This window comes from Alistipes sp. AM16-43 (genome assembly GCF_003435745.1).
In the GTDB taxonomy this organism is placed as follows: domain Bacteria; phylum Bacteroidota; class Bacteroidia; order Bacteroidales; family Rikenellaceae; genus Alistipes; species Alistipes onderdonkii.
In genome coordinates, this window is record NZ_QTUQ01000004.1 from 318,579 (window position 1) to 345,570 (window position 26,992).

The 26,992-nt window shown below is 52.8% G+C and carries 27 protein-coding genes; 9 read left to right on the forward strand and 18 right to left on the reverse strand.

The annotated features are described in order from the left end of the window. Positions 1 to 7: 7 nt before the first annotated feature. The 3 genes from hflX to DW189_RS09840 all read right to left on the reverse strand — a co-directional run bounded on the left by hflX (position 8) and on the right by DW189_RS09840 (position 2,864). On the reverse strand, positions 8 to 1,225 hold the full coding sequence (hflX, locus tag DW189_RS09830) for a GTPase HflX (protein ID WP_117507874.1): 1,218 nt from the start codon (positions 1,223 to 1,225) through the stop codon (positions 8 to 10). A 179-nt stretch (positions 1,226 to 1,404) separates the two neighbouring features. Continuing rightward, positions 1,405 to 2,082, reverse strand: a complete 678-nt coding sequence (locus DW189_RS09835; RefSeq protein WP_117507876.1) for an energy transducer TonB — start codon at positions 2,080 to 2,082, stop codon at positions 1,405 to 1,407. 98 nt (positions 2,083 to 2,180) lie between these two features. After that, positions 2,181 to 2,864 (reverse strand): energy transducer TonB, encoded by a 684-nt coding sequence (locus tag DW189_RS09840; RefSeq protein ID WP_018697007.1) that lies wholly within the window; start codon positions 2,862 to 2,864, stop codon positions 2,181 to 2,183. 158 nt (positions 2,865 to 3,022) lie between these two features. Here DW189_RS09840 and rlmN point away from each other — a divergent pair, with 158 nt between their 5' ends. Both rlmN and DW189_RS09850 read left to right on the forward strand, forming a co-directional pair. Next, positions 3,023 to 4,054 (forward strand): 23S rRNA (adenine(2503)-C(2))-methyltransferase RlmN, encoded by a 1,032-nt coding sequence (gene rlmN / locus DW189_RS09845; RefSeq protein WP_117507878.1) that lies wholly within the window; start codon positions 3,023 to 3,025, stop codon positions 4,052 to 4,054. Between the two features lie 38 nt (positions 4,055 to 4,092). Next, on the forward strand, positions 4,093 to 4,518 hold the full coding sequence (locus tag DW189_RS09850; RefSeq protein ID WP_117507880.1) for a thioredoxin fold domain-containing protein: 426 nt from the start codon (positions 4,093 to 4,095) through the stop codon (positions 4,516 to 4,518). Here the strand turns inward: DW189_RS09850 and DW189_RS09855 are convergent, their stop codons facing one another. The 4 genes from DW189_RS09855 to DW189_RS09870 are packed head-to-tail and all read right to left on the reverse strand — an operon-like array spanning position 4,519 to position 7,422. Beyond that, the gene (locus DW189_RS09855; protein WP_117507882.1) at positions 4,519 to 5,058 is read right to left on the reverse strand and encodes an HXXEE domain-containing protein; all 540 of its coding nucleotides are present in this window, start codon (positions 5,056 to 5,058) and stop codon (positions 4,519 to 4,521) included. It lies immediately after the preceding gene. Positions 5,059 to 5,064: 6 nt separating this feature from the next. Next, positions 5,065 to 5,688 (reverse strand): 16S rRNA (guanine(527)-N(7))-methyltransferase RsmG, encoded by a 624-nt coding sequence (locus DW189_RS09860; RefSeq protein ID WP_117507884.1) that lies wholly within the window; start codon positions 5,686 to 5,688, stop codon positions 5,065 to 5,067. Positions 5,689 to 5,713: 25 nt separating this feature from the next. Beyond that, a complete protein-coding gene (locus tag DW189_RS09865; RefSeq protein ID WP_055202095.1) occupies positions 5,714 to 6,277 on the reverse strand; it encodes an RNA polymerase sigma factor in 564 nt (187 codons plus the stop codon). After that, on the reverse strand, positions 6,268 to 7,422 hold the full coding sequence (locus tag DW189_RS09870) for a glycosyltransferase (protein ID WP_055210587.1): 1,155 nt from the start codon (positions 7,420 to 7,422) through the stop codon (positions 6,268 to 6,270). Before DW189_RS09870 ends, DW189_RS09865 begins: the two co-directional genes overlap by 10 nt. Before the next feature lie 91 nt (positions 7,423 to 7,513). Between DW189_RS09870 and tgt the strand changes: the two genes are divergently transcribed. From tgt to DW189_RS09905, 7 genes are all read left to right on the forward strand, one after another. Beyond that, entirely contained in the window at positions 7,514 to 8,644 is a 1,131-nt protein-coding gene (gene tgt / locus DW189_RS09875) for a tRNA guanosine(34) transglycosylase Tgt (RefSeq protein WP_117507922.1), read from the forward strand. Between the two features lie 36 nt (positions 8,645 to 8,680). Continuing rightward, positions 8,681 to 9,553, forward strand: a complete 873-nt coding sequence (locus DW189_RS09880) for a hypothetical protein (protein ID WP_141417810.1) — start codon at positions 8,681 to 8,683, stop codon at positions 9,551 to 9,553. A gap of 11 nt (positions 9,554 to 9,564) precedes the next feature. After that, positions 9,565 to 10,668, forward strand: a complete 1,104-nt coding sequence (locus tag DW189_RS09885) for an LptF/LptG family permease (RefSeq protein WP_055202093.1) — start codon at positions 9,565 to 9,567, stop codon at positions 10,666 to 10,668. A gap of 1 nt (position 10,669) precedes the next feature. Then, a complete protein-coding gene (gene mqnE, locus DW189_RS09890; protein WP_055202091.1) occupies positions 10,670 to 11,743 on the forward strand; it encodes an aminofutalosine synthase MqnE in 1,074 nt (357 codons plus the stop codon). 12 nt (positions 11,744 to 11,755) lie between these two features. After that, positions 11,756 to 12,730 carry a PASTA domain-containing protein gene (locus tag DW189_RS09895; RefSeq protein ID WP_055210165.1) on the forward strand — a complete coding sequence of 325 codons (975 nt, stop codon included), beginning with the start codon at positions 11,756 to 11,758 and terminating at the stop codon, positions 12,728 to 12,730. Next, on the forward strand, positions 12,730 to 13,821 hold the full coding sequence (locus tag DW189_RS09900; protein ID WP_117507888.1) for an RluA family pseudouridine synthase: 1,092 nt from the start codon (positions 12,730 to 12,732) through the stop codon (positions 13,819 to 13,821). Before DW189_RS09895 ends, DW189_RS09900 begins: the two co-directional genes overlap by 1 nt. A gap of 167 nt (positions 13,822 to 13,988) precedes the next feature. Then, positions 13,989 to 15,902 (forward strand): YgiQ family radical SAM protein, encoded by a 1,914-nt coding sequence (locus DW189_RS09905; protein ID WP_232045714.1) that lies wholly within the window; start codon positions 13,989 to 13,991, stop codon positions 15,900 to 15,902. 161 nt (positions 15,903 to 16,063) lie between these two features. Here the strand turns inward: DW189_RS09905 and DW189_RS14455 are convergent, their stop codons facing one another. The 11 genes from DW189_RS14455 to DW189_RS09955 are packed head-to-tail and all read right to left on the reverse strand — an operon-like array spanning position 16,064 to position 26,816. Beyond that, complete coding sequence (locus DW189_RS14455) at positions 16,064 to 16,228, reverse strand: hypothetical protein (protein WP_162851422.1); 165 nt, start codon at positions 16,226 to 16,228, stop codon at positions 16,064 to 16,066. A gap of 36 nt (positions 16,229 to 16,264) precedes the next feature. Further along, entirely contained in the window at positions 16,265 to 17,341 is a 1,077-nt protein-coding gene (locus tag DW189_RS09910) for a nucleotidyltransferase family protein (protein WP_117507890.1), read from the reverse strand. 33 nt (positions 17,342 to 17,374) lie between these two features. After that, positions 17,375 to 18,451, reverse strand: a complete 1,077-nt coding sequence (locus tag DW189_RS09915) for a DUF1972 domain-containing protein (RefSeq protein ID WP_117507892.1) — start codon at positions 18,449 to 18,451, stop codon at positions 17,375 to 17,377. Between the two features lies 1 nt (position 18,452). After that, a complete protein-coding gene (locus DW189_RS09920) occupies positions 18,453 to 19,553 on the reverse strand; it encodes a glycosyltransferase (RefSeq protein WP_117507894.1) in 1,101 nt (366 codons plus the stop codon). Positions 19,554 to 19,612: 59 nt separating this feature from the next. Continuing rightward, on the reverse strand, positions 19,613 to 20,125 hold the full coding sequence (locus tag DW189_RS09925; RefSeq protein WP_117507896.1) for an acyltransferase: 513 nt from the start codon (positions 20,123 to 20,125) through the stop codon (positions 19,613 to 19,615). A 7-nt stretch (positions 20,126 to 20,132) separates the two neighbouring features. Beyond that, positions 20,133 to 21,026 carry a glycosyltransferase family 2 protein gene (locus tag DW189_RS09930; protein ID WP_117507898.1) on the reverse strand — a complete coding sequence of 298 codons (894 nt, stop codon included), beginning with the start codon at positions 21,024 to 21,026 and terminating at the stop codon, positions 20,133 to 20,135. Positions 21,027 to 21,073: 47 nt separating this feature from the next. Next, the gene (locus DW189_RS14785; protein ID WP_117507900.1) at positions 21,074 to 22,219 is read right to left on the reverse strand and encodes an EpsG family protein; all 1,146 of its coding nucleotides are present in this window, start codon (positions 22,217 to 22,219) and stop codon (positions 21,074 to 21,076) included. A 19-nt stretch (positions 22,220 to 22,238) separates the two neighbouring features. Continuing rightward, positions 22,239 to 23,219, reverse strand: a complete 981-nt coding sequence (locus DW189_RS09940) for a hypothetical protein (protein WP_117507902.1) — start codon at positions 23,217 to 23,219, stop codon at positions 22,239 to 22,241. Between the two features lie 33 nt (positions 23,220 to 23,252). Continuing rightward, complete coding sequence (locus DW189_RS09945; RefSeq protein WP_117507904.1) at positions 23,253 to 24,332, reverse strand: polysaccharide pyruvyl transferase family protein; 1,080 nt, start codon at positions 24,330 to 24,332, stop codon at positions 23,253 to 23,255. 16 nt (positions 24,333 to 24,348) lie between these two features. Next, entirely contained in the window at positions 24,349 to 25,347 is a 999-nt protein-coding gene (locus tag DW189_RS09950; protein WP_117507906.1) for a nitroreductase family protein, read from the reverse strand. Further along, entirely contained in the window at positions 25,338 to 26,816 is a 1,479-nt protein-coding gene (locus DW189_RS09955) for a lipopolysaccharide biosynthesis protein (protein WP_197736379.1), read from the reverse strand. The genes DW189_RS09950 and DW189_RS09955 overlap by 10 nt, the downstream gene beginning before the upstream one ends. Positions 26,817 to 26,992: the final 176 nt, after the last annotated feature.

Here is a 26,992-nt window from a genome sequence, read left to right on the forward strand (position 1 = left end):
TTGGTTGTCAATAGAGGAAGTTGTTGAAGGGGTAACGCCCAGCATGTATCTCGCGTACCATCCCGTAGAGATCCGAACGGAATTTCTCGATGTTGGTCTTGGCAAGCGCCGAAAGGAAAATGCAGGGGGTATTGGCCCGGGCAATCCAGCTCTTTTTCAGGTCGTCGAGCGACAGGTTCTCGCGCGTGGCGGGCGTGAGGTCGTCCTCGTCCTTCCTGACATAGGTATAGGCATCGACCTTGTTGAAGACCAGGTAAACGGGTTTGTCGCCCGCGCCGATATCCTGCAGGGTCTGTTTCACCACGTCGATCTGCTCTTCGAACTGCGGATGCGAGATGTCGACCACATGCACCAGCAGGTCGGCTTCGCGCACCTCGTCGAGCGTCGATTTGAACGACTCGATCAGCTCGGTGGGCAGTTTGCGGATGAATCCCACGGTATCGGACAGCAGGAACGGGAGGTTGTCGAAAACCACCTTGCGCACCGTCGTGTCGAGTGTCGCAAAGAGTTTGTTCTCGGCAAACACCTCGCTTTTGGAGATCAGGTTCATCAACGTGGACTTGCCCACGTTGGTATAGCCTACCAGCGCCACACGCACCATCGAACCGCGGTTCGAGCGCTGCACGGCCATCTGACGGTCGATTTTTTGCAGATCCTCCTTGAGTTTGGAGATCCGGTTGCGGATGATACGGCGGTCGGTCTCGATCTCGCGCTCACCGGCACCGCCGCGGGTTCCGGTACCGCCGCGCTGCCGTTCGAGGTGAGTCCACATGCCCGAAAGGCGGGGCAGCATATATTCGTAGTTGGCCAGCTGCACCTGCGTCTTGGCATAGGCCGTCTGCGCCCGCGACATGAAGATGTCGAGGATCAGGCGCGTACGGTCGAGGATGCGGCAGGGCATGGCCTTTTCGATATTGCGCGTCTGCGACGGGGAGAGCTCGTCGTCGAAAATCACCACGTCGATCTGCTGCTCCCGGCAGTAACCGGCGATCTCTTCCAACTTGCCCGGGCCGACGTATATGCGGGCCGAAGGCTGCGGCAGCCGCTGCGTAAAGCGTTTCACACTCACGATATCGGCCGTTTCGGCCAGGAATTCGAGTTCGTCGAGGAACTCTTCGGCCTGCCGCGGATCCTGGTTGTCGCGGATAACGGCGACCATCACGGCGCGCTCCCTGCAATCGGGAACGGCCTCGGAGTTCGGGGTTATATTCTTATTCTCAGTCAAAGTCGTACACTTAATTTTAAACAGTCACATCGTGCCGCAACATGCGGCAGGGAAGGTGCTCCCTGCGGGGAGCAAACATTATGCTACAAAAAGGGTATCCTGCTTTCGGCGGATACCCTATTTATTAAATTATTAAATTGTCATGCAGAACATTCTCAACTCAAACCACATACGTCCGGTCAGTTCTGTACGCGAAAATCGACCGGGAGCGTGTATTTGACACGCACAGCCTGGTTACGCTGCTTGCCGGGGCTCCATTTCGGCGACTTGTTCAGCACGCGGATGGCTTCTTCGGAAAGCGACCGGTCGGGCGACTGCAACACCTCGATATTGGTCAGGCGACCGTCCTTGTCAATTACGAACGAAAGAACGACACGACCCTGAATCTGGTTTTCGAGGGCGAGCTGCGGGAACTTGACGTTCTGCATCACCCACGTCCGGAACGTATTGAGGTCTCCGTCCTGAAACGATGGCATCGTCTCGGCGGTAATGAAAATCGTGTCGTCCGCGAAATCCTCGTCCTTGGCCGGCGGCACAATTTCGACAATCGCATCCGGATCGAAATCCTCGAACGTGAGATCTGTCTGCACGAACCGGTGATTGGGAATGACCTCGATCAACTGGGAAAGAGCCTTTACCTCGACCTTCTGGGGTTTCTGTTTGGGCGCGTCGGTCGTGACCGGGACAATATCGACATCGACGGGCATAACATTCACTGCGACTTTCTGGATCCTGTACTCGTCCGGCGTATAGGTAAATGCGACAATGACCAGGGACAATGCCACGACCAAACCGATCTCCAATAAAAGGCCTCTCTTATTCCTAAGATCTGCCTTGAATGATTTTTTAATCTCCATATCAATCAGAATTAGGTGGTTAGTACGCGAATCCAGTGCAGCGTATGTATCGTCGGGATTCCGGGTCGCTGCCGCCGGAATCCCCTCACCGTCCCGGCTTAGTTCTGCACGCGGAAGTCAACGGGCAGGGTGTACTTTACACGTACAACCTGGTTACGCTGCTTGCCGGGGCTCCACTTCGGCGACTTGTTCAGCACGCGGATGGCCTCTTCGGAAAGCGACCGGTCGGGCGTCTGCAACACCTGGATATTGGTCAGGCGTCCGTCCTTCTCGATCACGAACGAAAGAACCACACGACCCTGGATGCCGTTTTCGAGGGCGATCTGCGGGAACTTGACGTTCTGCTGAACCCACGTACGGAAGGTATTGAGGTCACCTCCCTGGAACGAAGGCATCGTCTCGGCGATCAGGAACGGCTGGTCGTCCTCGATGGTCTCCTCGACCACGTCGACCTGCTGGATCACCTCGGTGTTCTCGTCGAATTCGGCAAAGTCCACCTCGGTCGTGATCTTCGTGTCGTTGGTCACCACCTGCAACAGGTCGGCGATCACCTTCACCTCGACCTTCTTGGGAGGTTCGGGCGGCTTCTGATCCTGACGGGTAATCTCGGTAATTTCTTCTTCGACCGGGCCGTAGTTCAAGTCCGGCTTTTCGATCCGGTACTCCTTCGGCGTGTAGGCAAAAGCCGCAATAACCAGGATAAGGGCTACGACAAGTCCGATTTCAAGCAAAAGACCCCGCTTGTTCTGAAGGTCTGCTTTGGGTGATTTCTTGATTTCCATTTATTTTAAATTTAATTGTTCGGCAATGATAAATCGCACATAGACATGCTATGCACCACAAATATATGGATAAAAATTCAAAAATGCGCCATTCGGCACGAAAATCTTTATTTTTTGCCTACTTTTGCGGGGTAAAAGATCACATCGGAGATTGATAAATGGCCGTTTCGGAACCACTATACGGGAAAAACCCTGCGGAGCTCGCCGCCCTCTGCGCCGAGACGGGCCTGCCGCGTTTCGCGGCACGACAGCTCGCCCGCTGGCTCTATGTGAAGCACATCGAAGACCCGATGCTGATGACCGATATCCCGGCTGCCCGGCGCGCCCTGCTGGCCGAACGGTTCCGGCAGGTGCTGACCCCGCCCGAACGGGTCACCGAATCGGCCGACGGCACGAAGAAATACCTCTTCCGCACACAGCAGGGAGCCTACATCGAATCGGCCTATATTCCCGACGGCGACAGGGCCACGCTCTGCGTCTCGTCGCAGGCCGGGTGCCGCATGGGGTGTAAATTCTGCGCCACGGGGCGGCAGGGGCTGCAACACTCGCTTACGGCGGCCGAAATCCTCAACCAGATCGTCTCCCTGCCCGAACGCGACACGCTGACGAACGTAGTTTTCATGGGCATGGGCGAACCGCTGGACAATATGGACAACGTGCTCAGAACGCTCGACATCCTCACGGCGGAATGGGGCTTCGGTTGGTCGCCCACGCGCATCACGCTCTCCACGGCGGGCGTCGTCCCCGAGTTGCGGCGGTTGCTCGACAGCACGAAGGTGCACCTGGCCGTGAGCCTGCACAACCCCTTCCACGAGGAGCGGGCAGCCATCATGCCCGTCGAACGGGCATGGCCGGTCGCCGAGGTCGCGGCAATCCTGCGCCGATACGACTTCACGCACCAGCGCCGCGTATCGTTCGAATACATCGTCATGAGCGGGCTGAACGACTCGCCGCGGCATATCCGCGAACTGTGCCGCCTGCTGGACGGCATCAAGTGCCGCATCAACCTGATCCGGTTCCATAAAATCCCCGGGTCACCCTATTTCTCGCCGGACGACGCAGCCATGGTGCGTTTGCGCGACACGCTGACGGCCAAGGGCATACAAACCACGATCCGGGCTTCGCGCGGGGAGGACATCCAGGCGGCCTGCGGGCTGCTAAGCACTTCGGCACTCGAAGGCGGGCAATAGAGCACGGTTCTTGCACGTTATACGGAAAACGAATCCGCATGAAAAAACTGACCTTCATACTGATGCTGGCACTCGGAGCGGGCGCCGCACAGGCACAGGTGAAATTCGAAACAAAATCGACCGACGCCGTCCGGGAGATGGCGGTCAAAACCGGGAAACTGGTCTTCATCGACCTCTACGCCACGTGGTGTCCGCCCTGCCGCACGATGGAACGGGAGGTTTTCTCACGCAAGGACGTGGGGGATTTCATGGAACGGCATTTCGTGGCCGCCAAATACGACGTGGACAAAACCACGGGCAAGGAACTGCTGAAACGCTACGGCAGCGGGGCGATCCCGCTCTACCTGGTCTTCGACACGCAGGGCGAACTGCTGGGGCGCATACAGGGGGCGGCCAAGCCCGACAAATTCATGGCCAACCTGCAAACGATCCTCGACAGACAGCAGCCCAAACAGGGAAAGTAATCACCTGTGCTCCCGGCCTGAAACGGCTGGTGTCGCCAGCCGATGCACGAGCCAGAGATTGACCGCGGCGACGAGACATCCCGCCATCCCGCATAACACGAACTCCCGGAGCGAAAAGAACCGGGAGTTTATCATGATGCACAGTCCCCAGCCACAGCACGCCAGGCACGACAGCGACGTCGCAACGACGGGGACATAGCGTCCCACGGCAACCCACTGCCCGAGATGGATCAGCAGGTGCATCCCGAACGCAAGGAACAGGGCCAGCCACGGATAATAACAGCCGGCAAGGGCCGCACAGGCCGTTACCGCCACCAGCAAAACCAGTTCTTCGACAGCCATGGCGGCAAACCGCAAGGGGGAGATCCCGTCGAAATGCAGGAGCATGCGGCGGGCGAGCTGCGGGAAACGCCGCGCCAGCCACTCCCGGTTGCGGCGAAGCCACGGCGGAAGCAAGAGCACCTCCTCGGCATCGTGGAGCAGGAACATCGCGGGCAGCGACCACAACAGCAACCCGGGAAGGAGCGCGCCGTCTGCCATACGGATTTATTTTTTAGGGGTATAGACCACTTTCTTGGTCTCGAAGAACTCCTCGCCGAAGAAGCGCGGAATATCGTAGATATACCAACGCATACCGGTCTGCGCCAGTTCTTCGGCCAGGTCGCCGCCCTTGAGGTAGAGAATGCCGTTCGGAAGCGAGCCTTTCTGTCCCTTCCCGATTTTCGCCCAGATCCATCCGACGAACTCCGGCATTGCCGTGACGGCGCGCGAAACGACATAATCGTAGCGTTCCTGCAGCGTCTCGACCCGCACGCAGCGGGGATCGAGGTTCCGCAGCCCGAGCCCGGCGGCGACGCCCTCGACGACCGTGATCTTCTTGCGGATGGAATCGGCGGCGGTGAAATGCGCCTCGGGAAAGAGAATCGCCAGCGGCACCGAAGGGAAGCCGCCGCCGCACCCCACGTCGAGGATACGGGCACCGGCATCGAACGTACAGACCTTGGCGATGGCGAGCGAATGCAGCACATGGCGCAGGTAGAGCTGGTCGAAATCCTTGCGCGAGACGACGTTGATCTTGGCGTTCCAGTCGGCGTAAAGGCCGTACAAGGCGGCGAACTGCTGCCGCTGCAACTCCGTCAGGGCGGGGAAATATTTGTCGATAAGTTCCATGCGGATCGGTTTTTCCGGGGGGGGGTTAGTTTTTCTCGCCTTCGGTTATCAGGCGGCACATCTGTTCGCGGGCACGGTGTATCTGCGTCTTGACGGTGCCGAGCGGCAATTTGAGGTTGGCGGCGATCTCTTCGTAAGAGTATTCGTCGAAGAACCGCATGACGATCAGCGTCCGGTAGCGCGGGGCGAGGCGTTCGAGGTAATGCTCGATCTGCGTCCGTTGCTGCATGCTGATGACGCTCTCTTCGGGCGTCGGAGTCGTCGACGGAGGCGAGGAGAAACGTTCGTCGATCGACAGGTCGTCCTGGCGGCGCCGCACGAAGTCGATGAACGTATTGCGGGCGATGGTGTAAACCCACTGCCCGAAGGTATAGGCGGTACTGTAACGGTGCAGGTTGATGTAGACCTTGATGAACGTCTCCTGCAACAGGTCGTCGGCATCGTTGACACCCCCCAGCCGCTGCACGAAAAGGCGGTGGATCGCATCGCGGTAACGGTTGAACAGGTATTCGAAGGCCCTGTCGTCGCCTTCGAGCACGAGTTCCACCAGGCGCCGGTCTTCGGCGACGATATAGTCGGCTATCTCCATACGCGGTCATCTCGTCGCAGCAGCAGCACCCCGAGCAGGAACGCCCACAGCGGACTGAGCAGGTCGTAAACAAAATAACGGCCGGCCATGCCCGCCTCTCCCAGGCGGCGTGCGATGCGTCGCACCTGAATCGCCACGAGCAGGTAGCGAACCAGCACCAGCACGAGGGCCGCGATCTTGTATTCGAACGGCATCACCGCCAGCGCACAGGCGGCCGTGATGAAAAAAAGCGCCCGCGACCCCAGTTCCCACTGGATGTAATTCTTCACCTGCTGCGGATAGAACGCGAATGCCGAACCGTAATAACGCAACTGCCCCATCCACCAGCGCATACCGCCCCACATTTTCTCGCGCAACGTCGCACGCGGCGAGAGGATCACGCTCACATTGTCGTGCGTCATGACCTTCTGCATGTAGAGGTCGTCCTCGCCGATATTCATGTTGAGATGGCTGAACCCCTTGGAGCCGAAATAGATGTTCTTCGTAAACCCGATGTTGTGGAGCGTTCCCCGGTAAGGGTTTCGGCGCACGGCACGGGCGATCCAGTCGGCGGAGTGCATCATGCGCCAGGCGCGCATCATGTAGTTCGCAAAGCCTTTCCTGCGCTCCACGCCGCAGTAACCCACAACGATCTCGCCCCGCGTAAAGCCCTTGGCCATCAATGCCAGCCAGCGGTCGGTCTGGGGGACGGCATCGGTCGAAGTGAAGACCATGCACTCGTAGTGCGCCGACTTGATGCCCACGTTGAGCGCCATCTTGCGCGAGATGGGAAAGCGGGGATCGAGGTGAATCTTGGTCGTCACGATTTGGGGGAACGACTGTTTCAGCCGCACGAGCTCCTCGTAGAAATCGGAATCGTGGCCGACGTAGACGATCACCACCTCGAAATCGGGGTAGTTCTGCGCCAGGATCAGCGGCAGCCGCTCCTCGACGAACGAATAGTCCTCCGAGAAGAGCGGGATAACGACCGACACCTGGGGATCGGCCTCCAGCACGGCCGGGCGGCGGTTGTTCTTGTAGCCGGGAATACGGCCGTAAACGAAAATATAGTAGTACAACTGCACGCCGAACATGGCGAGCACGGCCCCTGCGAGGGCAATGCCTTCCCAGCCGTAGCATGTCAGAAAAGTATCGAAAAATTGCATACAGGCGAAATATGTGCAAAGGTACAAAACAATTCAGAATTCAGAATTCCCAAATCAGATTATTTTATGTATTTTTGCCGAATATATGAGCATGAAGTTTACATTACAGCATAAGGATCCGGCATCCAAAGCCCGCGCGGGCGAACTGGCGACAGACCACGGCGTCATCCGCACCCCGATTTTCATGCCTGTGGGTACAGCCGCCACGGTCAAAGGCATTTTCCACCGCGACGTGCGCGACGAGGCCCGGGCGCAGATCATCCTGGCGAACACCTACCACCTCTACATGCGCCCCGGCATGGAGATCATCGAAAAGGCCGGGGGCGTACACCGTTTCTCGACCTGGGAAGGGCCGATGCTCACCGACAGCGGCGGCTTCCAGGTCTTCTCGCTCGCAGCTTGCCGCAAGCTCAAAGAGGAGGGATGCCATTTCCGGTCGCATATCGACGGTTCGAAACACCTCTTCACCCCCGAAAGCGTCGTGGACACCGAGCGCACGATCGGCGCCGACATCATGATGGCTTTCGACGAATGCCCCCCGGGCGACGCCCCGCGCGAATACGCGGCCAAATCGCTGGCGCTGACCGAGCGATGGCTGGATCGCTGCTTCGACCGTTACCATCAGACCGAGCCCAAATACGGCCACTACCAGGCGCTGTTCCCCATCGTACAGGGATGCACATACCCCGACCTCCGGGCGCATGCGGCCGAAAACGTGCAACAGTACGGCGCCGACGGGTATGCCATCGGCGGACTGGCGGTCGGCGAACCGACCGAGGTAATGTACGAGATGATCGAAGTGGTCAACGCCATACTGCCCGAAGACCGTCCCCGTTATTTAATGGGCGTGGGCACGCCGGTGAACATCCTCGAAGGGATCGAGCGCGGCGTGGACATGTTCGACTGCGTGATGCCGACGCGCAACGGCCGCAACGGGCAGCTGTTCACGGCCGAAGGCGTCATCAACATCCGCAACAAGAAATGGGAGGACGACTTCTCGCCGATCGACCCCGAGGGCACGGCGTTCGTCGACACGCTCTATACGAAAGCCTACCTACACCACCTGGTGACATGCGGCGAAATGCTGGCGGCGCAGATCGCCTCGCTGCACAACATCGCCTTCTACCTGCGGCTGGTGACGATGGCCCGCCAGCACATCGCGGCCGGGGATTTCAAGCCGTGGAAGGAGGCGATGGTCGGCAAACTGATGCGCAGACTGTAAAAGGCTTTTATCAAACAACCAAACGAAAAAAAGATTATGAAAAGATCAATTCAAGTCATCCTGTTCGGGTTGTGGGTCTTGCTGGCCAGCCCGTCCTGTTCGGAGAACAAACCGGCGGCGGCATCTCCTGCGGTTGGGGTTTGGGCTGATAAGGACTGCGAACTGTTCCGTTCAAAACGCTTCGCGCTGCTATTCGAGCGCAATGACAGCATAACAACCTCCCTCCTGCAACTCACGGACGCCACGGACACCGTGTTATTGGGTAAAACCGTATTCACGCCCGACACGGTGCTCATGCAGTATATCTGGACACCCGGAGAAGCACGACAATCCGCCGATTTGGGAACCGTGCAGCCCGACGGACGGCTGCGTATCGTGGTAGACGGTCGGGAACGAATGCTCGAAAAAGTGGAAAACTTTGAGGTCGTCGCACCCTACGAGATGCTGAAAGCCTCGCCGTTGGAGATCGGCTCCTGCATCCAGCAATGGTGCTTGGGCACGAGATGCCACTGCGAAAACGGAACCGTCAGCTTCCAAGCGGGAACCAACCGGCACAGTTATACGTTCAATATCGAGCCGGGATTCGTCTATTGCCGAGCCGCCCGCCTGCGGTTTAACGACCACGGCGGACTTTTCGCACAGAACGTCCGTATGATGGACAACTCGCGGGAGCACACCGCCTACATGGCCCCCGACAACCGCGCCGAGAGCGCCGAACCGCTGAAAATTGACAACACGAAATTCAGTCCCTACCAGTGTGTCTTCGACGAGGACGGCATCTACTGGTCGTTTATCCGGTTCGAAGGCAATACGGCCGTTATCCACGGCTGCGGAGAGTTGTACAGGTTCGCACGGCCTGCGATCGACGATCCGGATCAAACCGAATGGATCGCATTCGAAAAATATTGACAACCGAAAAGATGAAGCTGCGTTTTCCGGGGTTTAAGATCTTAGACCGCTACATACTGGGGAAATTCCTCGCGACCTACTTCTTCGCCATCGCGATGATTATCGTCGTGGTCGTACTGTTCGACTACGTGGAGAAGATCGACGACTTCACGGAACTGCACGCCCCGCTCAACGAGGTGATCTTCGACTACTACCTGAATTTCATCCCGTTCTTCATCAACCAGTTCAGCGGACTGTTCACCTTCATCGCCTGCATCTTCTTCACCTCGAAGATGGCCTACCAGACCGAGATCGTCGCCATGCTCTCGGGCGGCATGTCGTTCCGCCGCCTGATGTGGCCCTATTTCCTCGGGGCGCTGATCATCGGCAGCCTTTCGCTGACGCTGAACCTCTGGCTGATACCCATTTCGCAGCGGCACATCGTCAATTTCGAGTCGCAGTACATAAAACGCAAGCAGAACGCCAAGTTCAACCGCCACATCTACCGGCAGATCGAGCCGGGGACGTTCGCCTACATCCGCGGTTACAACGACGGTTCGCAGCAGGCGTCGTTCCTCGCGCTGGAGGAGTATTACAGCGGCACGATGACCCGCTCGCTCGAAGCGGCCGACGTGAAATTCAACCCCGAGACCAAACGCTGGACGGCACCGCGCTACACCAAGCGCGAATTCGACTCGCTGGGCATCGAGAAATTCGAGCAGTTCCGCAACCTCGACACGCTCATCAACCTCGAAGTGGCCGAGCTGGGCGAGATCAACGACCTGATACAGACCATGAACATTACGGAACTGAACGAGTTCCTCGACCAGCAGCGCGCCAAGGGTTCAGATTCGATCAACATCATCGAGGTAGAGAAGCACGCCCGCTTCGCCTATCCGCTCTCGACCTTCATCCTGACGCTGATCGGCGTCTCGCTCTCCTCGCGCAAGGTGCGGGGCGGAACGGGACTCCATATCGGCATCGGCACGGGGCTCTGTTTCTCGTACATTCTCTTCAACCGCTTCTTCGAGGAGTTCGCCAAGAGCGGCACCCTGCCGCCCGGGCTGGCCGTATGGCTACCCAATATCATCTACCTGTTCATCGCCATCTACCTCTACCGGAAAGCCCCGAAATAACATGCGACACATCGACGACATAGCCGCCAAAGTGCGCCGCGCAGAGCGCATCGACGACGCCGAAGCCGCACGGCTCTGGCGCGAGGCCCCGCTGTGGCTGCTGGGCGAACTGGCAACCGCAGCCAAACAGCGCGTAAGCGGCGACAAGGTTTATTACAACCGCAATTTCCACATCGAGCCGACGAACCGCTGCGTCTTCAACTGCCGGTTCTGCTCCTACCGGCGTCCGGCGGGCGACCCCGAAGCGTGGGACTATACGATGGACGAAATCGAACAAATCGCCCGCGAACGGCAGGGGAAAGGCATCACCGAAGTGCATATCGTAGGCGGGGTACACCCCGACCACGGGCTGGATTACTACACCGACATGATCCGCCGCGTGAAAGCCATATTGCCCGGGGCGGCCGTCAAGGCATTTACGGCGATCGAACTGTCATACATGATCCGCAAGGCGGGACTGACGACGGAGGAAGGGTTGCGGCAGCTCAAGCAGGCCGGGATGGACGCCATACCGGGCGGAGGGGCGGAGATATTCGACGAGCGGATCCGGCAGCGGATATGCCCCGAGAAGGGCTCGACGGCCGAATGGCTCGGAGTACACGAGGCGGCACACCGGCTCGGCATCCCGACCAACGCCACGATCCTCTACGGGCATGTCGAGGAACTCCGCCACCGCATCAACCACCTGCGGCGCCTCAGGGAACTGCAAGACCTCACAGGCGGGTTCAACGCCTTCATCCCGCTCAAATACCGCAATTTCGGCAACCCGATGTCCGAAATCGGCGAAGTGTCGGTGATCGAAGACCTGCGGATGCTGGCCATGAGCCGGATCTACCTGGACAACATACCCCACATCAAGGCTTACTGGGTGATGTACGGCAAGGCAACGACCGAACTGGCATTGGCGTTCGGCGCCGACGACATCGACGGCACGATCGACGACACGACGAGGATCTACTCGATGGCCGGGGCCGAAGACCGGAAGCCTTCGATGAGCATCGGCGACATGCACCGCATCGTCCGGGCGGCCGGCTACCGCGCCGTGGAACGCGACACCTTCTATAACGAAATATAACCCTACCCCGCAATGGAGAAACTGGCATATTACTGGAAACGGCTCCGGCAAAACCGACTGGCATACAACCTCGTACTGATCGGGGCGATCATCCTGGCGATGGCCGTCGCGGCCCATATCGTCATGCAGGTCGGCACGCGCCACGGCGCCCGCCGCACGGTGCCCGACTTTTCGGGCGTGAAGCTCGACCAGGCACAGCGCATGGCCCGCAAGTACGACCTCAAGCTGCACATCAACGACTCGCTGTTCGTGCCGGCTTACGAAGGGGGCATCGTCCTCGACCAGCTGCCCGAAGGGGGCGTGGAGGTCAAGCCCGGCCGTACGGTCTACATCACGATCAACTCCTTCCGCCAGAAGATGGTGCCCGTGCCCTATGTGGCGGGGCGTTCGCTGCGGCAGGCCAAGAACATGCTGGAGATCGCGGGGCTGGAGATCGACGAGCTGGTCTACCGCGCCGACATGGCGACCAACTACGTACTGGACGAATACTGCGACGGCCGCCCCGTAGCGGCGACGAGCAAGATCGAGGCCGAGCTGGGCTCGGGCGTGACGCTCTATGTGGGCGTCGAAGGCGGCTACGGCACGACGGTCGTACCGCGCCTGGTCGGGTTCCCGCTCAAGGAGGCCAAGGGCCGCCTGTGGGAACTGGGGCTCAACGTCGGCAAGGTGGATTTCGACGAAGGGATCAACCTCCTGAACCAGAAGGATGCCCGTGTCTATATCCAGCATCCCACGGCCGAGCGGAGCGCCGGTCTGGGCTCGCGCGTCGACCTCAGGCTGACGCTCGACGAGAAGAAACTCGCCCAACATCGCGCCATAGCCGAAAAACAGGCGAAGGAGGCGGCCGAGGAGCGTCTGCAATCCGAACGCGAACATGCGGATTCGCTGGCTCAGGCGGAGTTCGAACGGGCGGCGGCAGGCACCGCAGAGGAACAGCCGGCAGACGAGCCTGCGGCAGCCGGAAACGACGAAGGATTTTTCGACTGATGGCCGACGAACGCTACATAGAGGAGGATCCCGAACTCGACCAGGGATCGGAAGCCACGGAAGAGGACGGCGAGGGAGCCGGGCTGTATGAGCACTTTGCGGTCGTAGCCGACAAGGGGCAAACCCCGCTGCGGCTGGACAAGTTCCTGACCGTACGCATGGAGAAATGCTCGCGCAACCGTATCCAGGCGGCTGCCGACTGCGGCAACATCCTCGTGAACGGCAAGCCCGCGAAATCGAGCTACAAGGTCAAGCCGCTCGACCGTATCCAGATCGTGATGCCCTACCCGCGGCGCGAAGTGGAGATCATCCCCGAAGATATCCCGCTCGAAATTCCCTACGAGGACGACGACCTGCTGATCGTCAACAAGCCCGCCGGGCTGGTGGTGCATCCCGGGCACGGAAATTACAGCGGTACACTCGTAAACGCGCTCACGTACCACCTGCGCAACCTGCCCCTGTTCCAGGAGGGCGACATGCGCGCCGGGCTGGTGCACCGCATCGACAAGAACACGTCGGGGCTGCTCGTGGTGGCCAAGAACGAACAGGCGCACGCACGGCTGGCCAAGCAGTTCTTCGACCATACGATCCAGCGCCGTTATGTGGCACTCGTGTGGGGCAATTTCGACCAGGACGAGGGGACGATCACGGGCAACATCGGCCGCAGCCCCCGCGACCGGCAGAAGATGTTCGTATTCGAAGACGGGTCGGACGGCAAGCACGCCGTGACCCACTGGCGGGTGCTGAAACGTTACGGCTATGTGACGCTGGTCGAATGCCGGCTCGAAACGGGCCGCACGCACCAGATACGCGTCCACATGTCGTGGCAGGGACATCCGCTCTTCAACGACGAACGCTATGGCGGCGACCGCATCCTGAAGGGCACGACCTTCTCGAAATACAGGCAATTCGTCGAAAACTGCTTCGCCGTGCTGCCCCGCCACGCGCTGCACGCGCGGTCACTCGGGTTCGTACACCCGACGACCCGCGAAACGGTATATTTCGAGAGCAAACTGCCCTCCGATTTCCGTGCGCTGCTCGAAAAATGGGAAACCTACGCAGCGGCATCGAAAGAGACGGATAACGGATAAACGGCACGGCAGCGGACTGACTTACGGCAATACGGAGGGCCGCACCTGCAGCTTCCCAAAACGGCAAACGCCCCGAAAAGCAGGCATAAAACGCCAGTCCGCACCTGCAAACACATGGATACAGACCGGAATTACTCCGGAACGAAATAAAAAAAACTCACTGCACCTTGTTTTTACCGACCACGATAAAGGAAGTCCGCGCACGCGGGTGGGAGCAGTTGGACGTCATCCTCTTTTCGGGCGACGCCTACATCGACCATCCGGCATTCGGCGCGGCAGTGATCGGTCGCCTGCTCGAAGCCGAAGGCTACCGCGTGGCCATCGTGCCGCAGCCCAACTGGCGGGACGACCTGCGCGACTTCACCAAGTTGGGCACGCCGAGGCTCTTCTTCGGCATCACGGCCGGGTCGATGGATTCGATGGTCAACCACTATACGGCCAACATCCGCCTCAGGAGCAACGACGCCTATACGCCCGGCGGCAAAGCGGGGTTTCGGCCCGACTATGCCGTGACGACCTATACGCAGATACTCAAGCGGCTGTTCCCGCACGTCCCAGTAGTAGTCGGGGGAATCGAAGCCTCGCTGCGGCGGCTGACGCACTATGACTACTGGAACGACTCGCTCAAGCCTTCGGTGCTGGCCGAAAGCGGCGCCGACCTGCTGATCTATGGCATGGGCGAACGGGTCGTACAGCAGGTCGCCCGGGCACTGCGCAACGGATACAATGCCAAGTTGTTGCGCAAACTGCGGCAAGTGGCGTTCATGGCCGGCAAAGATTACGTGGAGCGGCTCGACCCGGCGGAGACGATCCGGCTGCACTCCTACGAGGAGTGTGCGCGCGACAAACGGGCTTTCGGGGAGAATTTCACGGTCATCGAGACCCAGAGCAACCTGATGGAACCGACAGCGACGCTGGTCGAGGCCGTGGGCGACCGCTACGTGGTCGTCACGCCGCCCAACACGACGCTCACGACCGAAGAACTCGACCACTCGTTCGACCTGCCTTACGAACGGGCACCGCACCCGCGTTATAACGGCAAAGGGGATATCCCGGCGTGGGAGATGATCAAACACTCGGTCAACATCCACCGGGGATGCTTCGGCGGCTGTTCGTTCTGCACCATATCGGCTCACCAGGGCAAATTCATCAACTCGCGCAGCGAGCGCTCGATCCTCGACGAGGTGCGGCGGATCGCCTCGATGCCCGGCTTCAGGGGTTACCTCTCGGACGTCGGTGCGCCGTCGGCCAACATGTACCGCATGGGCGGCCGCGACAAGGAATTGTGCCGCAGGTGCCGCCGTCCGTCGTGCCTGCACCCGAAGATGTGCCCAAATCTGGACAACGCCCACCGGCCGCTGTTGGCTTTGTACGAAAAGATCCGAGCCGTGAAGGGCATCAAGAGGGCCTTTGTCGGCAGCGGCATCCGTTACGACCTGTTCGACGACAGCCCTTACCTCGCCACGGTCGTGAAACACCACACCTCGGGACGCCTGAAGGTCGCCCCCGAACACACCGAAGACGCCGTGCTGAAACTGATGCGCAAGCCTCCGTTCGCACTTTTCGAGCAATTGAACGCTGATTTCCAGCATATCTGCCGCCGCGAGGGACTGCCCTACCAGCTGATCCCTTACTTTATCTCGTCACACCCGGGCTGCACCGAACGCGACATGCGCTCGCTGTCGGCAAAAGTGCTCGGCAAGCTCCATTTCAATCTCGAACAGGTACAGGATCTCACCCCGACGCCGATGACCCTTTCGTCGGTGATGTTCTACACCGGGGAGAACCCCTATACACATGAAAAAGTCTACGTCGCCCGTTCGCAGGAGGAGAAACGGCGGCAGAAAGCCTATTTCTTCGGCGAACGACCGACCGAGAAAGCAGGAGAGCCGGAAAGAAAGGGATCGAAGGGCGTGCCAGCGAAAGCATCCCGCCCCCAAGGCGCATGCCCGGGAGACAAAGCAGGAGCCGGCAAAAAAGCCACGCAGGAGCTTAGCGCCAAAACGACGTCCTCCAAGGGAGAACAGCCGGGAGACAGCCGGACAACGCGCCCGATACCGGGAATGCGTCGCAAAAGATAAAACCCCGGCACCGCATTGCCGCAAGAGAGTTTGCTCGCACGACCGTCATGGCCGAGGCGTAACAAGGTTTGCCGCAAACATGGCCGCCGTCAAACACGAACGCAGGTGCCGAGCCGTACAATCGAAAGGGGCTGTCTAACAAGTTTTAGACAGCCCCTTTATTATTTTCTATTTAGGTTCCACTTTTCATTAAGGCGTTCCAGAAGGCGGGAAATACGCCGCACTTTCAGGTCATCGTCCTCCGTGACCGGCGTCTGGCGGATAACCCACCGCAGGAAAATATAGAACAGGACGAGGAATACCGCCCAGATGAGCAAATACTTCATATTCCGATTATCCGATGAATATGGGTCAACGGCAACTTACTCCGATTCAGGGGAACGATCGAATAAAACACCAAATACCGATCGTGCCATCTCCCCGAAAAAACTGCGTCCGTATAGTTGCTTGTATTTCCACCGCGACGACAACATATTACAGATCAATAACGGCCGCCTTTTATAGAGGGGCAATCCGCTGACGTGCCTCCTTTGGGCCAACACATCGTCCAACACCCTGTCCAATAAACAGCGGTCAAACGACATACCCGGATTTGCCAAAAAAATTCCCCAGACATCGGCGGCAATGGCATTCAACGTATTCGCAAACCGCGAGAAACCCAGATCGTCGCAAATACTATAAAAACGGATCCAGTCTATCGTGTCCTGTTCAGCCTTGACAAACAAAGCCCAATCGAGCAAATGGCGCAGAGTTATCCCCTCGATCAAGAAATGAAAGAAGCTATGGTAGGTAATATACAGAGCGTTGGCCGTAGGAGACAACGCATAAAACCCGGCATCGCCGAACGGTGCAAAATTCCCCTCTTTTATAGCATTCTGCAGTATTTTCTCCAAGCGTCTGATATCGTTCTTTCCCTTGAACGAGGTCAGATAACGATGATTTTCGAACATGATACCATTCGAATAGATATGGTTATGTTTGTAATCCAGGCCGGAAATCGTCATCCCATGCGACTTCGCGATCTCGTTCCCGATCTCGAATCCTTCCGGCAAAAGAATATCTATATCACCGCATTCGCGCTGTAACGGGACGGGGTAATAGCGGGACAATCCGATTCCTTTAAGCAGGATCAACCGGCATCCGGCATCGGCGCAGAGAGTCGCGAAACGGGCTGCTTCCTGCATCTGCCTCTTTGACCTAGAAACAATCTGCTCCGCCCCATACGCCCATTGCAGTTTCAAACTCCGCGACGGCTGCAAATCCTGCGGCAACCGCCGGACACTTTCCCACATCACAGCCAGAACGCCCTGCTTTGCCGCCTGTCCATATACCAGGTTCCACTCCGAATCGGACAATGCCCTATCGAGGGTCGGATTCTGTGCATTTATCGCGGCAGAAAGCAGTTGCAGCAATATCCGGTCGGAAGATTTCATCGTCATAACATATCATGGATTCCTCCCGGCAACGGGATTTCAGTAAAGCGCCTCATATTGGCCGACAACTCTTTGCCATGTATAATATTTATTAGCCAACCATTTTAGGTTGTCGGAAGCACAATCGTGCGAACACCCGGCGGCAAAAGCCACTAATTCTTCCGGAGTGCTCCAGTAACGAGCTTTGTGACCAGTCGTCTCCCGGTTATATCCCACATCGAACGCCAGAATCGGAGCATCGCAAAACATAGCCTCCACAAGCGACGGATTAGTTCCGCCGGCACTATGTCCGTGAATATAAAACAAGCATTGTTTCCGCAGCACAAAGAGTTGTTCCTTGTCATAGACCGGATCGACAATATGAATATTACTGAATTTTCCGTATTCGGTTTTCAGCTCCCGGCCATACACACCTACGTTCCAATTGCCGATAAACACAAGCGGGATATCGGTTTTTGAAAATGCCTCCAGAATCAGATGACAATTATTTTCCGGTTCGATACGGCAAATCGTGCAGGCATATGCTTTCGCCTCAACCCCGAAGCGTTCGAGGATTTCGTGTTGTCGGAGAGGGTTGACTGGAACCACGGCATGATCCCCGCCATAGGCGATCAGAATCGACGGTTTATGGTAAGTTTCTGTGACATAATCCTGGATTACTTTGTTGTCCGCAACTACGTCATCGGCATACTTGACCGCGATCCGTTCGGACAAGAGGAGAAACCTGCGCGCCCACTTACCCCATTTGTCCCGCTTATGTTCCAGGCCATCAATATTGACGACAATCTTTTTACGGAAAAACAACCGGTACAATGGCAAGAACATACACCCGGAAACGCCTAAGATAAGCACAACGTCATACCCCCAGCCAATGGTGCGAATCAACGACCAAATATCATACAGAATGCTTTGTATACCATTTGCATACAACGGCACGTATTTGAGCCGGGCATTTTTATACGTTTTCAATCTGGTCGGATAAACTTTGCCACTGCAAAAAACAGTATAATCCACATCTTCAGAACAACACTCCCCAATCAGGTTTTCCACAAGGGTTTCAAAACCTCCGTATTTCGCCGGTACACCGACGGTTCCGATAATCGCGACCTTTTTCATATTACCGTTTTATCCACGCATCGAATTGCTGCTTAAACACCTTTATTTCAATCCGGTTAGTATACCGAAAATAATCTTCGTCCAGAAAATAAGCCGCAGAGGAATGCTGCCCTATAACCGAAGCAAGTGTCGCGGCATATGCCGGGACATCCTTGTCAGACAGGATGCCGAAACTCGGGAATTCAGTCAGCATTTTATTGAAATAAGGGACGTCGCTCGCAAGGATCGGTTTACGGAAATAAAATGCCATTTCAAGGATTCCGCTCTGCGATGTTTTACGATACGGCAACGCCACATAATCGGTATGTTTGTAAAGATATACCAGTTCGTCGTCCCCGATATGCCTGAGTATAATCTTAAATGCAGCTTTGTCCAAAGGGTGCACCCGGTATACAGTCCCGTCGAAATCCTTTCCAGCAATAATGATGTTCGCCTTGCTGCGAAGCTTCGGCTCCAGCATATTGACCGCTGATATTAGAATGTCAACACCTTTGTCATAGGTGATATTCCCGAAAAACAGGATATTTACCTTATCTTCTGCAACTGAGGAAACGATATCTGCTCCGACACGGCGAATATCGTATTTTTTCGAGAAACAATATTTGAAATGCGGTACAAACAGCCGGACTCCTCCGTACCCGTACTCATCCAGCAAATCGTTCGTCCGCTGGGAATGTACGATGACACTCTTGATCCGCTCGGAGTATATTTTTTTGAAACGTCGCTTCAAATCGGCATTGTCATCTACGTTTTGCGCAATCGCTTCATGAATGTCGATTATGCTTTTCCCGGCAAGGGAGACGATATACATAAAAGGCAGATCAATGGAGTTCCCATAAGTCAGATAAATGAAACAGGACTTTCTGTTACGCAAGACAAAACCCAACAACATCAAATAGTTCCACAGCAGACAACATATTTTACGGAGTTTACACCCCTTGTATTGGTGCAAGAAAAAAGGCTTATTAGTGTTTTTATCTGCATAATTCGACAGAACGGAAATATCCAGTCCCGGAATTGCACTCAGAACCCGGCAAAATGCATCGTTGTAATAATGCATCCCGCAATGCATCCCGATATAATCGACAAGGTATATTTTCATAAATATGGAAAAGATACATTGATGGAAAATGGAGAAAAAGATACAAGTTATCGCTCAGATTACCTCGGTTTGAAATCATCCGTATCGACAGGAATTTCTGATTCGTCACGATACCTATTGCAGATAAACCGGACGGGAACCCCAGCCCAAACCTGATAGGGCGGAATATCCTTATTTACAACGGATCCGGCCCCAATGACAGCTCCGTCACCGACCGTAACAGGTTTGGTAAACACGGCATTACTCCCGATATATACATTTCTTCCGATATGGATTTCGCCCCGGTAATAGGCATGCTCCTTCAAATTATGAACATCGTAATAATGAGATAGTAAAATACATCCGGCCGTAATAGTCGTACCCTTACCAATAAAAATATCTTCCGGATGGATCGTATCAATAGACACTCTGCCAATCCAAACCACACCTTTCTCTATTGAAACGCCTAATCGCCTATATATCCTAGCACGAAAAAAACCGGAAACTGGGAAAATCCCACAAATTCTGAAAAAAAATATTTTTATATATCGACTTAGTTTGGTATTATAATCAGCCCTTTTATAGTTTTCCATACTGATACTATCTAATATTAAAAAATAAAACTCTCAATAATTTCTTTTGGTGATCAAGGGTATCTTTTCGCAATAATAAGATCGGAAGCCATAATACGGCATTGCATAATTTATAAGACCAGTAAACGAAATAATTATAGTGTTTCCTGATGTATAATAACTTACTGCGGAAAATATTTTCAATGCGATTGAAAGACCATGACCTCGTATTCGAAGGATCGCTTCCTCCTTCGAGATGTATTATCTCGGGCCCCTCTATAATAAGCCTCTCATAACCGGCTTTCGACATCCGGAATTGCCAGTCAACCTCCTCGCAATACATGAAAAATGCAGGATCAAACGCCCCCAATTCGTCATAAACCGTCCGGGGAACAAACAGATCGGCACCGGTAATATAATCAACTGGTTTAGGCTGTTGAACCGATGCCGGACAGAGATGGTTGCGTTTTTTCAGAAACCGGAAATACTTACCCAGCACTTCTACGATCTCGCCCAGCGGCGTTATAAACCGCCCATACGAATGTATATTCCGTAGGTTCCTGTCTTTGAGGATAGCTCCTAACGCGCCGATTTTATGCTCCGGATTCTTTTCACAGAAATCGAAAAAATATTTCACAGCATTATTGAGCAGGATCGTATCCGAATTCAGGAAAAAAAGATAACGCCCCGTTGCTTCCCGAACCCCGAGATTATTCGCCCGACCGAATCCCAGATTCCGGTCGCTATAAATATATCTTACGCGCGGATCTTGTGAAAAAACGGCTTTACTGCTATCCGTCGATGCATTATCCACCAATATGATCTCGTATTCGAGACCCGAGGTTTTATCGGCAATGCTATCGATACAATCCGATGTCAGTCCCAGTGTATTATAATTAACTACGATAATGGATACGTCCATGTCATTCAAGAATTCACTATCCTCCTTATTCAAACAGGACAGGGCTATTAGTTATAATTATAATATATCCATTTGTTGTTTTCGCTGTATATAATAGCCTCCCGCTCAGGCGACAACTGAGGGTTCAATACGGAATAGTACGGATAATACCTGTTATAAAAATGGTATCCCATATATTCAGCCGATTGGTAAAACCCGATCTGATACAGTACCATGAGAGTCATCCACACGGGGATATATACCCTCTTGAGAGCCCGGAGCCTCGAAAATATTTCCGAACAGACGGTAATGGCAAATATAACGACGAAATCGTAAAATCTGAAATACTGCGGCAAACATGCGGAGACCGCCATCACCAACAGGATAAAGAGGAAAAAGCCGGATAACGGACTCTCCCTGAACAACCATCGACGCCCCGACATATAAATAGCTATCGGGACTAATAATTGTACGGTAAGGATCCTTATACGAGCCAATATCGAAAAATCGTCCCAGTTCTCGTTATATTTCACACCTTGCTGCAAAAGGTTGTCAATAAAAAGTATTCCGGTTTTCGGTGCCCAATAATTAAACAATCCCATAACTATTACAAAGACACAAATCCATGTAATATTTTTAGCATCGATTCTCCGACCGAATAGAAACGGGACTATTGCTAATAATATCGCTCCGGAATGAAATAAGAATGCGATAAGTACGTATAAATAATACAGCCCCCATTTTCTCTTAATACATGCCTGTACAGACAATAGAAATATAGCGATGGCAAGCGATTGCCGGATAGTTTCGGTATTCAAATACAGATAAGGCTTTATGAAATAAAGGAATATGCAGACGAATACCCACGGAGAATATTTCCTAAAAAAAGAAAAAATGACAGTATTTAAAAAAATAGCATGGACAAATTGAAACAATGTAAAATCCGGAGATATCGAATACAATGCATTGGTCAACAATCGCCACAATGGCTGAAACCGGCCGCCCAGCTCTGCTTCGTAACCCAAATCAGTCCCATATAAATCCATGTACCGACACGTATCACCTCCGATCCTATAGCGGAGTCCCGCCAAAAGGATAAGTATGATAAGGGCAAAGTAATAATGAAATTTTTTTGCCGATTCGTTTTTGCTTCCGTATACGTCGTACTTAAAAGCCAAAAATAGCAGATAAAAACCAATAACGAAGTAGATCATGAATACATCCGCTTATTTTTTACCAATAACATCCGCCTTCGACCTTTTCGGCTCCTTTGGGCCTCTCCGATTCCAGCGGCCTGATCCAATAGTCGTTTATAAATTTTCTACAGGCCGGTTGATCCTGTATCCAACGGTTACCGTATACCCCGAACAGCATTTGGGTCCACCCGGCCAAATGAACGGCCTGTTTGCCCATCCGCTTCACGTGGGCGGCAAGCGGCATCCCGTAAGCTCCGCAACCGATCAGTGCGACATCGAAGTCGAGCCGCGAAATTTCATCTTCCATATGTTTCAGGGCTTCAAACCAATCCTTATAAATCGTCTTTGTACCTACAATGGACTGCACGGCTTTTACAAGAATCAACTCCTTGAATTCCGGAAGTACGTCCGGATCATCGAACAAGCGCTGGCGGTTATTCTCATACTGGGATTTAATCGAATCTACAAAAGGATGGACAACCAAAACTTTTTTCCCTTCTAAGTATTTCGTCCAGGGATTTTTACAGAGAAAAGGCGCATAATATCCATTCAGATTTACACGCTTGCAATGCAGATATTGGGATACATATTTTTCATTTTCAATATAAGACCCAAGAATATCAATCTCTGGAATATCATCCACGACCCGTTCACAGAACTTCCGGCCGTAATCCGACAAAACAGGGAAAAAACCCGATAATTTCTGCAATTGAAGGATGGATTGCATCCGGGACAATGACAATTCCCCTTGGAAAAACTTTTTTAACACAGCCCATGAAAGCGGCCGGGATGTAACAAGGTCGGTTACCACCGCATTAAGTTCGGTTGTCCCGAACTTCGAGATCATACAGGGCTTCCCTTCCATTAATGTTTTATATATAAAATCATTTGCCTGCTGGTCGAACAGTTCGACATATCCATAAAATTGAGAATTGTCCGCAACTTTCACGATTCCCAACTTACGGCAAATACTCCTCAATCCGTATAGTGAATAAATAAAAAGGTTGTTCTGGGTCATAAATCCGGTAATTGTAGCATGAATGGAAAAGCATTATAAGTCGAAAGAACCTAAAAAGGCATCCGTATTCAAACGTAGATCTGCGATTTTTCGTTTTACCTCAGCCCAATCTATCGATGTATGCATCTTTGCAGCAATACTGTCGGACGGATCGAGGATTCTGTCCTGAAGACCTAATGAAGAGAGCAAGGATAAAATACGGCAATTTTGCCTCGACGAATCGCCATTCTGCAATATGCACAGGAACGGACGTTCGAAGATTATCGAAAACAAAGTGCCGTGGAATGTGTTTGTCACAATCGCCCCGGCATGTTTATAATACCCCAACCACTCCTCAGGCGAGGGATATACCAAATAATCCGATGGAATATGCTTTTCACTACCTGTGGCTGCCGAGATGAAAAATTCTTTATTTACAGACTGCGCATAGCTGATAAGGTCATCCAGCCGGACTGAATTTCCGATATTCAGATTTATGAAATAACAGAAAATATAATCTGCCAGCCCGAAATCTGCGGCAGGATACTTTTCCTTGTCGATAAGCAGGGTCGGATCAGGAACATGTACAGCGCTTTTCCGGCACAGGTTATAACAAATGTCGATACCCGATTTTTCACGAACCGATATTTTGTCGAATTTACCGATCCACGGCCTTATGGTATTGGCATGCTCCACCTGAAGTTCATCCCTCCCGAAACTTACAGCGTAAGCAATTTTCCTCGTATCGTCTCCGACAAATGTCAGAAAATTGGCGGGAAGCGTACCGGCCCAAACCTGATCGCTGCCCGTGATGTAGTAATCCGCGGCAGGGGGATCGCTATTTATCGCGGCTTCCCCAACATATATTTTGTCGCTTAATGCCAAATAACGGTCGGCGAAATCCAGAAAAGACCGCAACTGTATTTTTTTCTTGTATTCCGCTCGGCAGAAAACGACAGACTTGACTATTTTCTTCAGTCTCTGTTTTAAAGACAAACGGATAACATAGCGGATCCAATAAGGATGGTGCCCCCGCTCCTTCAAATATTCCTGAAGCGCATAGTATTGCAATAATGCCCCGTAATTGACATTGGAAACGATATATGCATAGGACGAAATAACAGCAATCTTCATATCAGATTATCGGGCTTCAGTGAATGGTGTAGATATCTTTGGCTGTTATCCGTGGGGATGACACGATTTTAAACCTTTCTGGCAGGTCGCCGCAAGCAATAAAGCAGACCACGGATTCCTCATCAGGAATTTGTAGAAGTTTCCTCAGTTTTTTATCTTCTTTGGGCAATACATACCAATTTAAAATACAATGAGCAACCTTATTATAATGTAACGCATAGCTCAAGTTCATAATAAATATCCCGACATTGGTATTGAGATCGAAAAACTCCTGAGCACCCAAAACAGAAGAGAGATCCCCCGTTACAACCAGCAGCTTGTTTACCAAATTTCCGAAGCCCCGATTTCCGTTTTGCAACGACAGACACTGAGCGATAAGATTTTTATCAACAACCACATGAACACGCGAAGGTTGTCGATTACATGCGGAAGGGGCATTTTTGGCGATATCAATAGCATCTACGATTCGGGCGACTGGGATTTCTCCGGCAAAATCCCTTATGGAATGCCTTGACGCGGAAAAATCTTTGAAATTTGAATTTATGCAGGCATAATATCCGGCTGGAGTTGAAAAATCCTGTTCCAAAACTGGAATAGACGGATATTTTCCCTTTTTATCGTCGATAATTTTTTGAATATGCGCAGGCAATTGGAAACCCGCTTTTTTATGCACATCGTCATACAAAAACAATACTGCAATCGCATCCAATAATTGCGTGTCTTTATCACCATACTTACAGATATACGAATCGATCGTTTCATTCAACGATACGATCTTTTCCTGTCCGAATCCTAACCGCATATCGTGCATAGCCAATCCTTTGTCGATCTGATGATAAAACCAGGTAAGATAAGCCAAATCCTTGCCTTTAGAATCCCTAAACGCCCCTGAATATTTATAGAATCTGGATTTATTATAATTGAAAACTTCCTTTATCACCAGATTCTGATTATACCTTATGGCTTTATAGTAATTATACAACTTAACAACAAGAGGTATTTTCTTTAGTTCCATATTGCTGATATTTTAATTTTTTCCGTTATTATCTTTGTCAGCATGCGGCGTTCTTCGCGTTTCAATCCGATAAAGTATATGGTTGAAACTGTTGAAATCAAAGAAATGACCGAGACAAGAATTAAATTGGCAAATGTCTGTGGGCCAAAATAACACAGCACCAAAGGAAGTATACATGAAACACCTGAAATCGCTATATTATAAAAAATTACTCCTTTCGTATATTCGGCTATTTTGATATCGAATAAATTTCTTATGATAATCAACCTTATAAACAGGCATATTCCACTTAAAAATATTGCAATGATCATCGTTATCTCCGGCGGAAACCCAAGTTTAAGGAATAAATAGGACAAGGGAACCGCCAACAATAATGTCGTCCCGACAGCAATCTGGTATACCTTGATTTTACCCGTAGCCTGAACTGCGGGAATGATCGTCCCGGACATACAGTCGACAAGGATATTGATGACGATTAGCCTCGCAAACAAAACCGTGTATTCCGGCACCTCGGTCAACCACAATGCAAGTAGATACTTCATCTCCAAAAGTATCGGCAAAGCGACCAAAAACAACAAATAATACGATATGCGGGAACTCTTGAACAGCAGGATTTTCATTTTCTCAAGGTCGCCGGCAGCATAATATTTGATTATCTGTGGTGTCGCGGCTATCTGCACGTTACCGGCAAACGAAGTTACCAAGGATTTCACCTGAAAAGCTATACCGCGGGCGGCATTCACGACCGGCCCGAAAAATATATTCAATAAAATATTAAGCCCCTGATCCAAACCCACATTGGCCAAACTTCCGAACAGGTTCCAGCCGGCAAATTGAAAAAGCGAAATGTATAAGCATTTATCCTTGGCTGCAATCATGCGGCATTCATAGAATTTAATCCTGCAATAGACTACATAAATCAAGGTTATTAGGAATACTACGAAAAACATTAAAAACGCATATAATTTCAATTTGTCGAAACTGAACCAGACCAACAGGTAAACGATCAATAACTTCAAAGCTGCCTCCGCGATGCTGATCCAAGCGTAAAAACCCATCCTTTCCCGGGCAATTATCAACGCATTGTAAGGTACACGGATGATCGAGGCAAGGAAAGACAATACTGAGAAATGATATACAAAACGTGCCGCAGTCTCCCTGGCCGGCGGAATATTTAATTTATTTTCAACAAACCACAATCCGACTGTTTCCGCTAAAACCAGGATCACCAACACAAAGGCGACATATATGAATAGGGTCGTTGAAAATACTTTTCTTAATTGCACGTTATCGTTCCGCCCTATTTCAAATGCGAAAAAACGCTGTGAAGCCGATGACAATGTGTTGCTGATAAAAACACACATGGTCACAATCCCTCCGACAACATTGTAAATTCCGAAATCCTCTACACCTAATGTCTGCAATACGACCCTCGACGTATACAACCCGACGAGCATCGTAATAAGCATACGAATATACAAGGAAACAGTATTCTTGGCTATTCGTTTGTTGTTAGAGCTTATTTCCTGCATTTCGGGCCGAACGCTACATCCGTTATATGACACTTTTACCTGTCCTTATACATGCTCTGGTAGTACTCTTGGTATTCGCCAGAAGTTATGTCGTCCATCCATTTTTGGTTTTG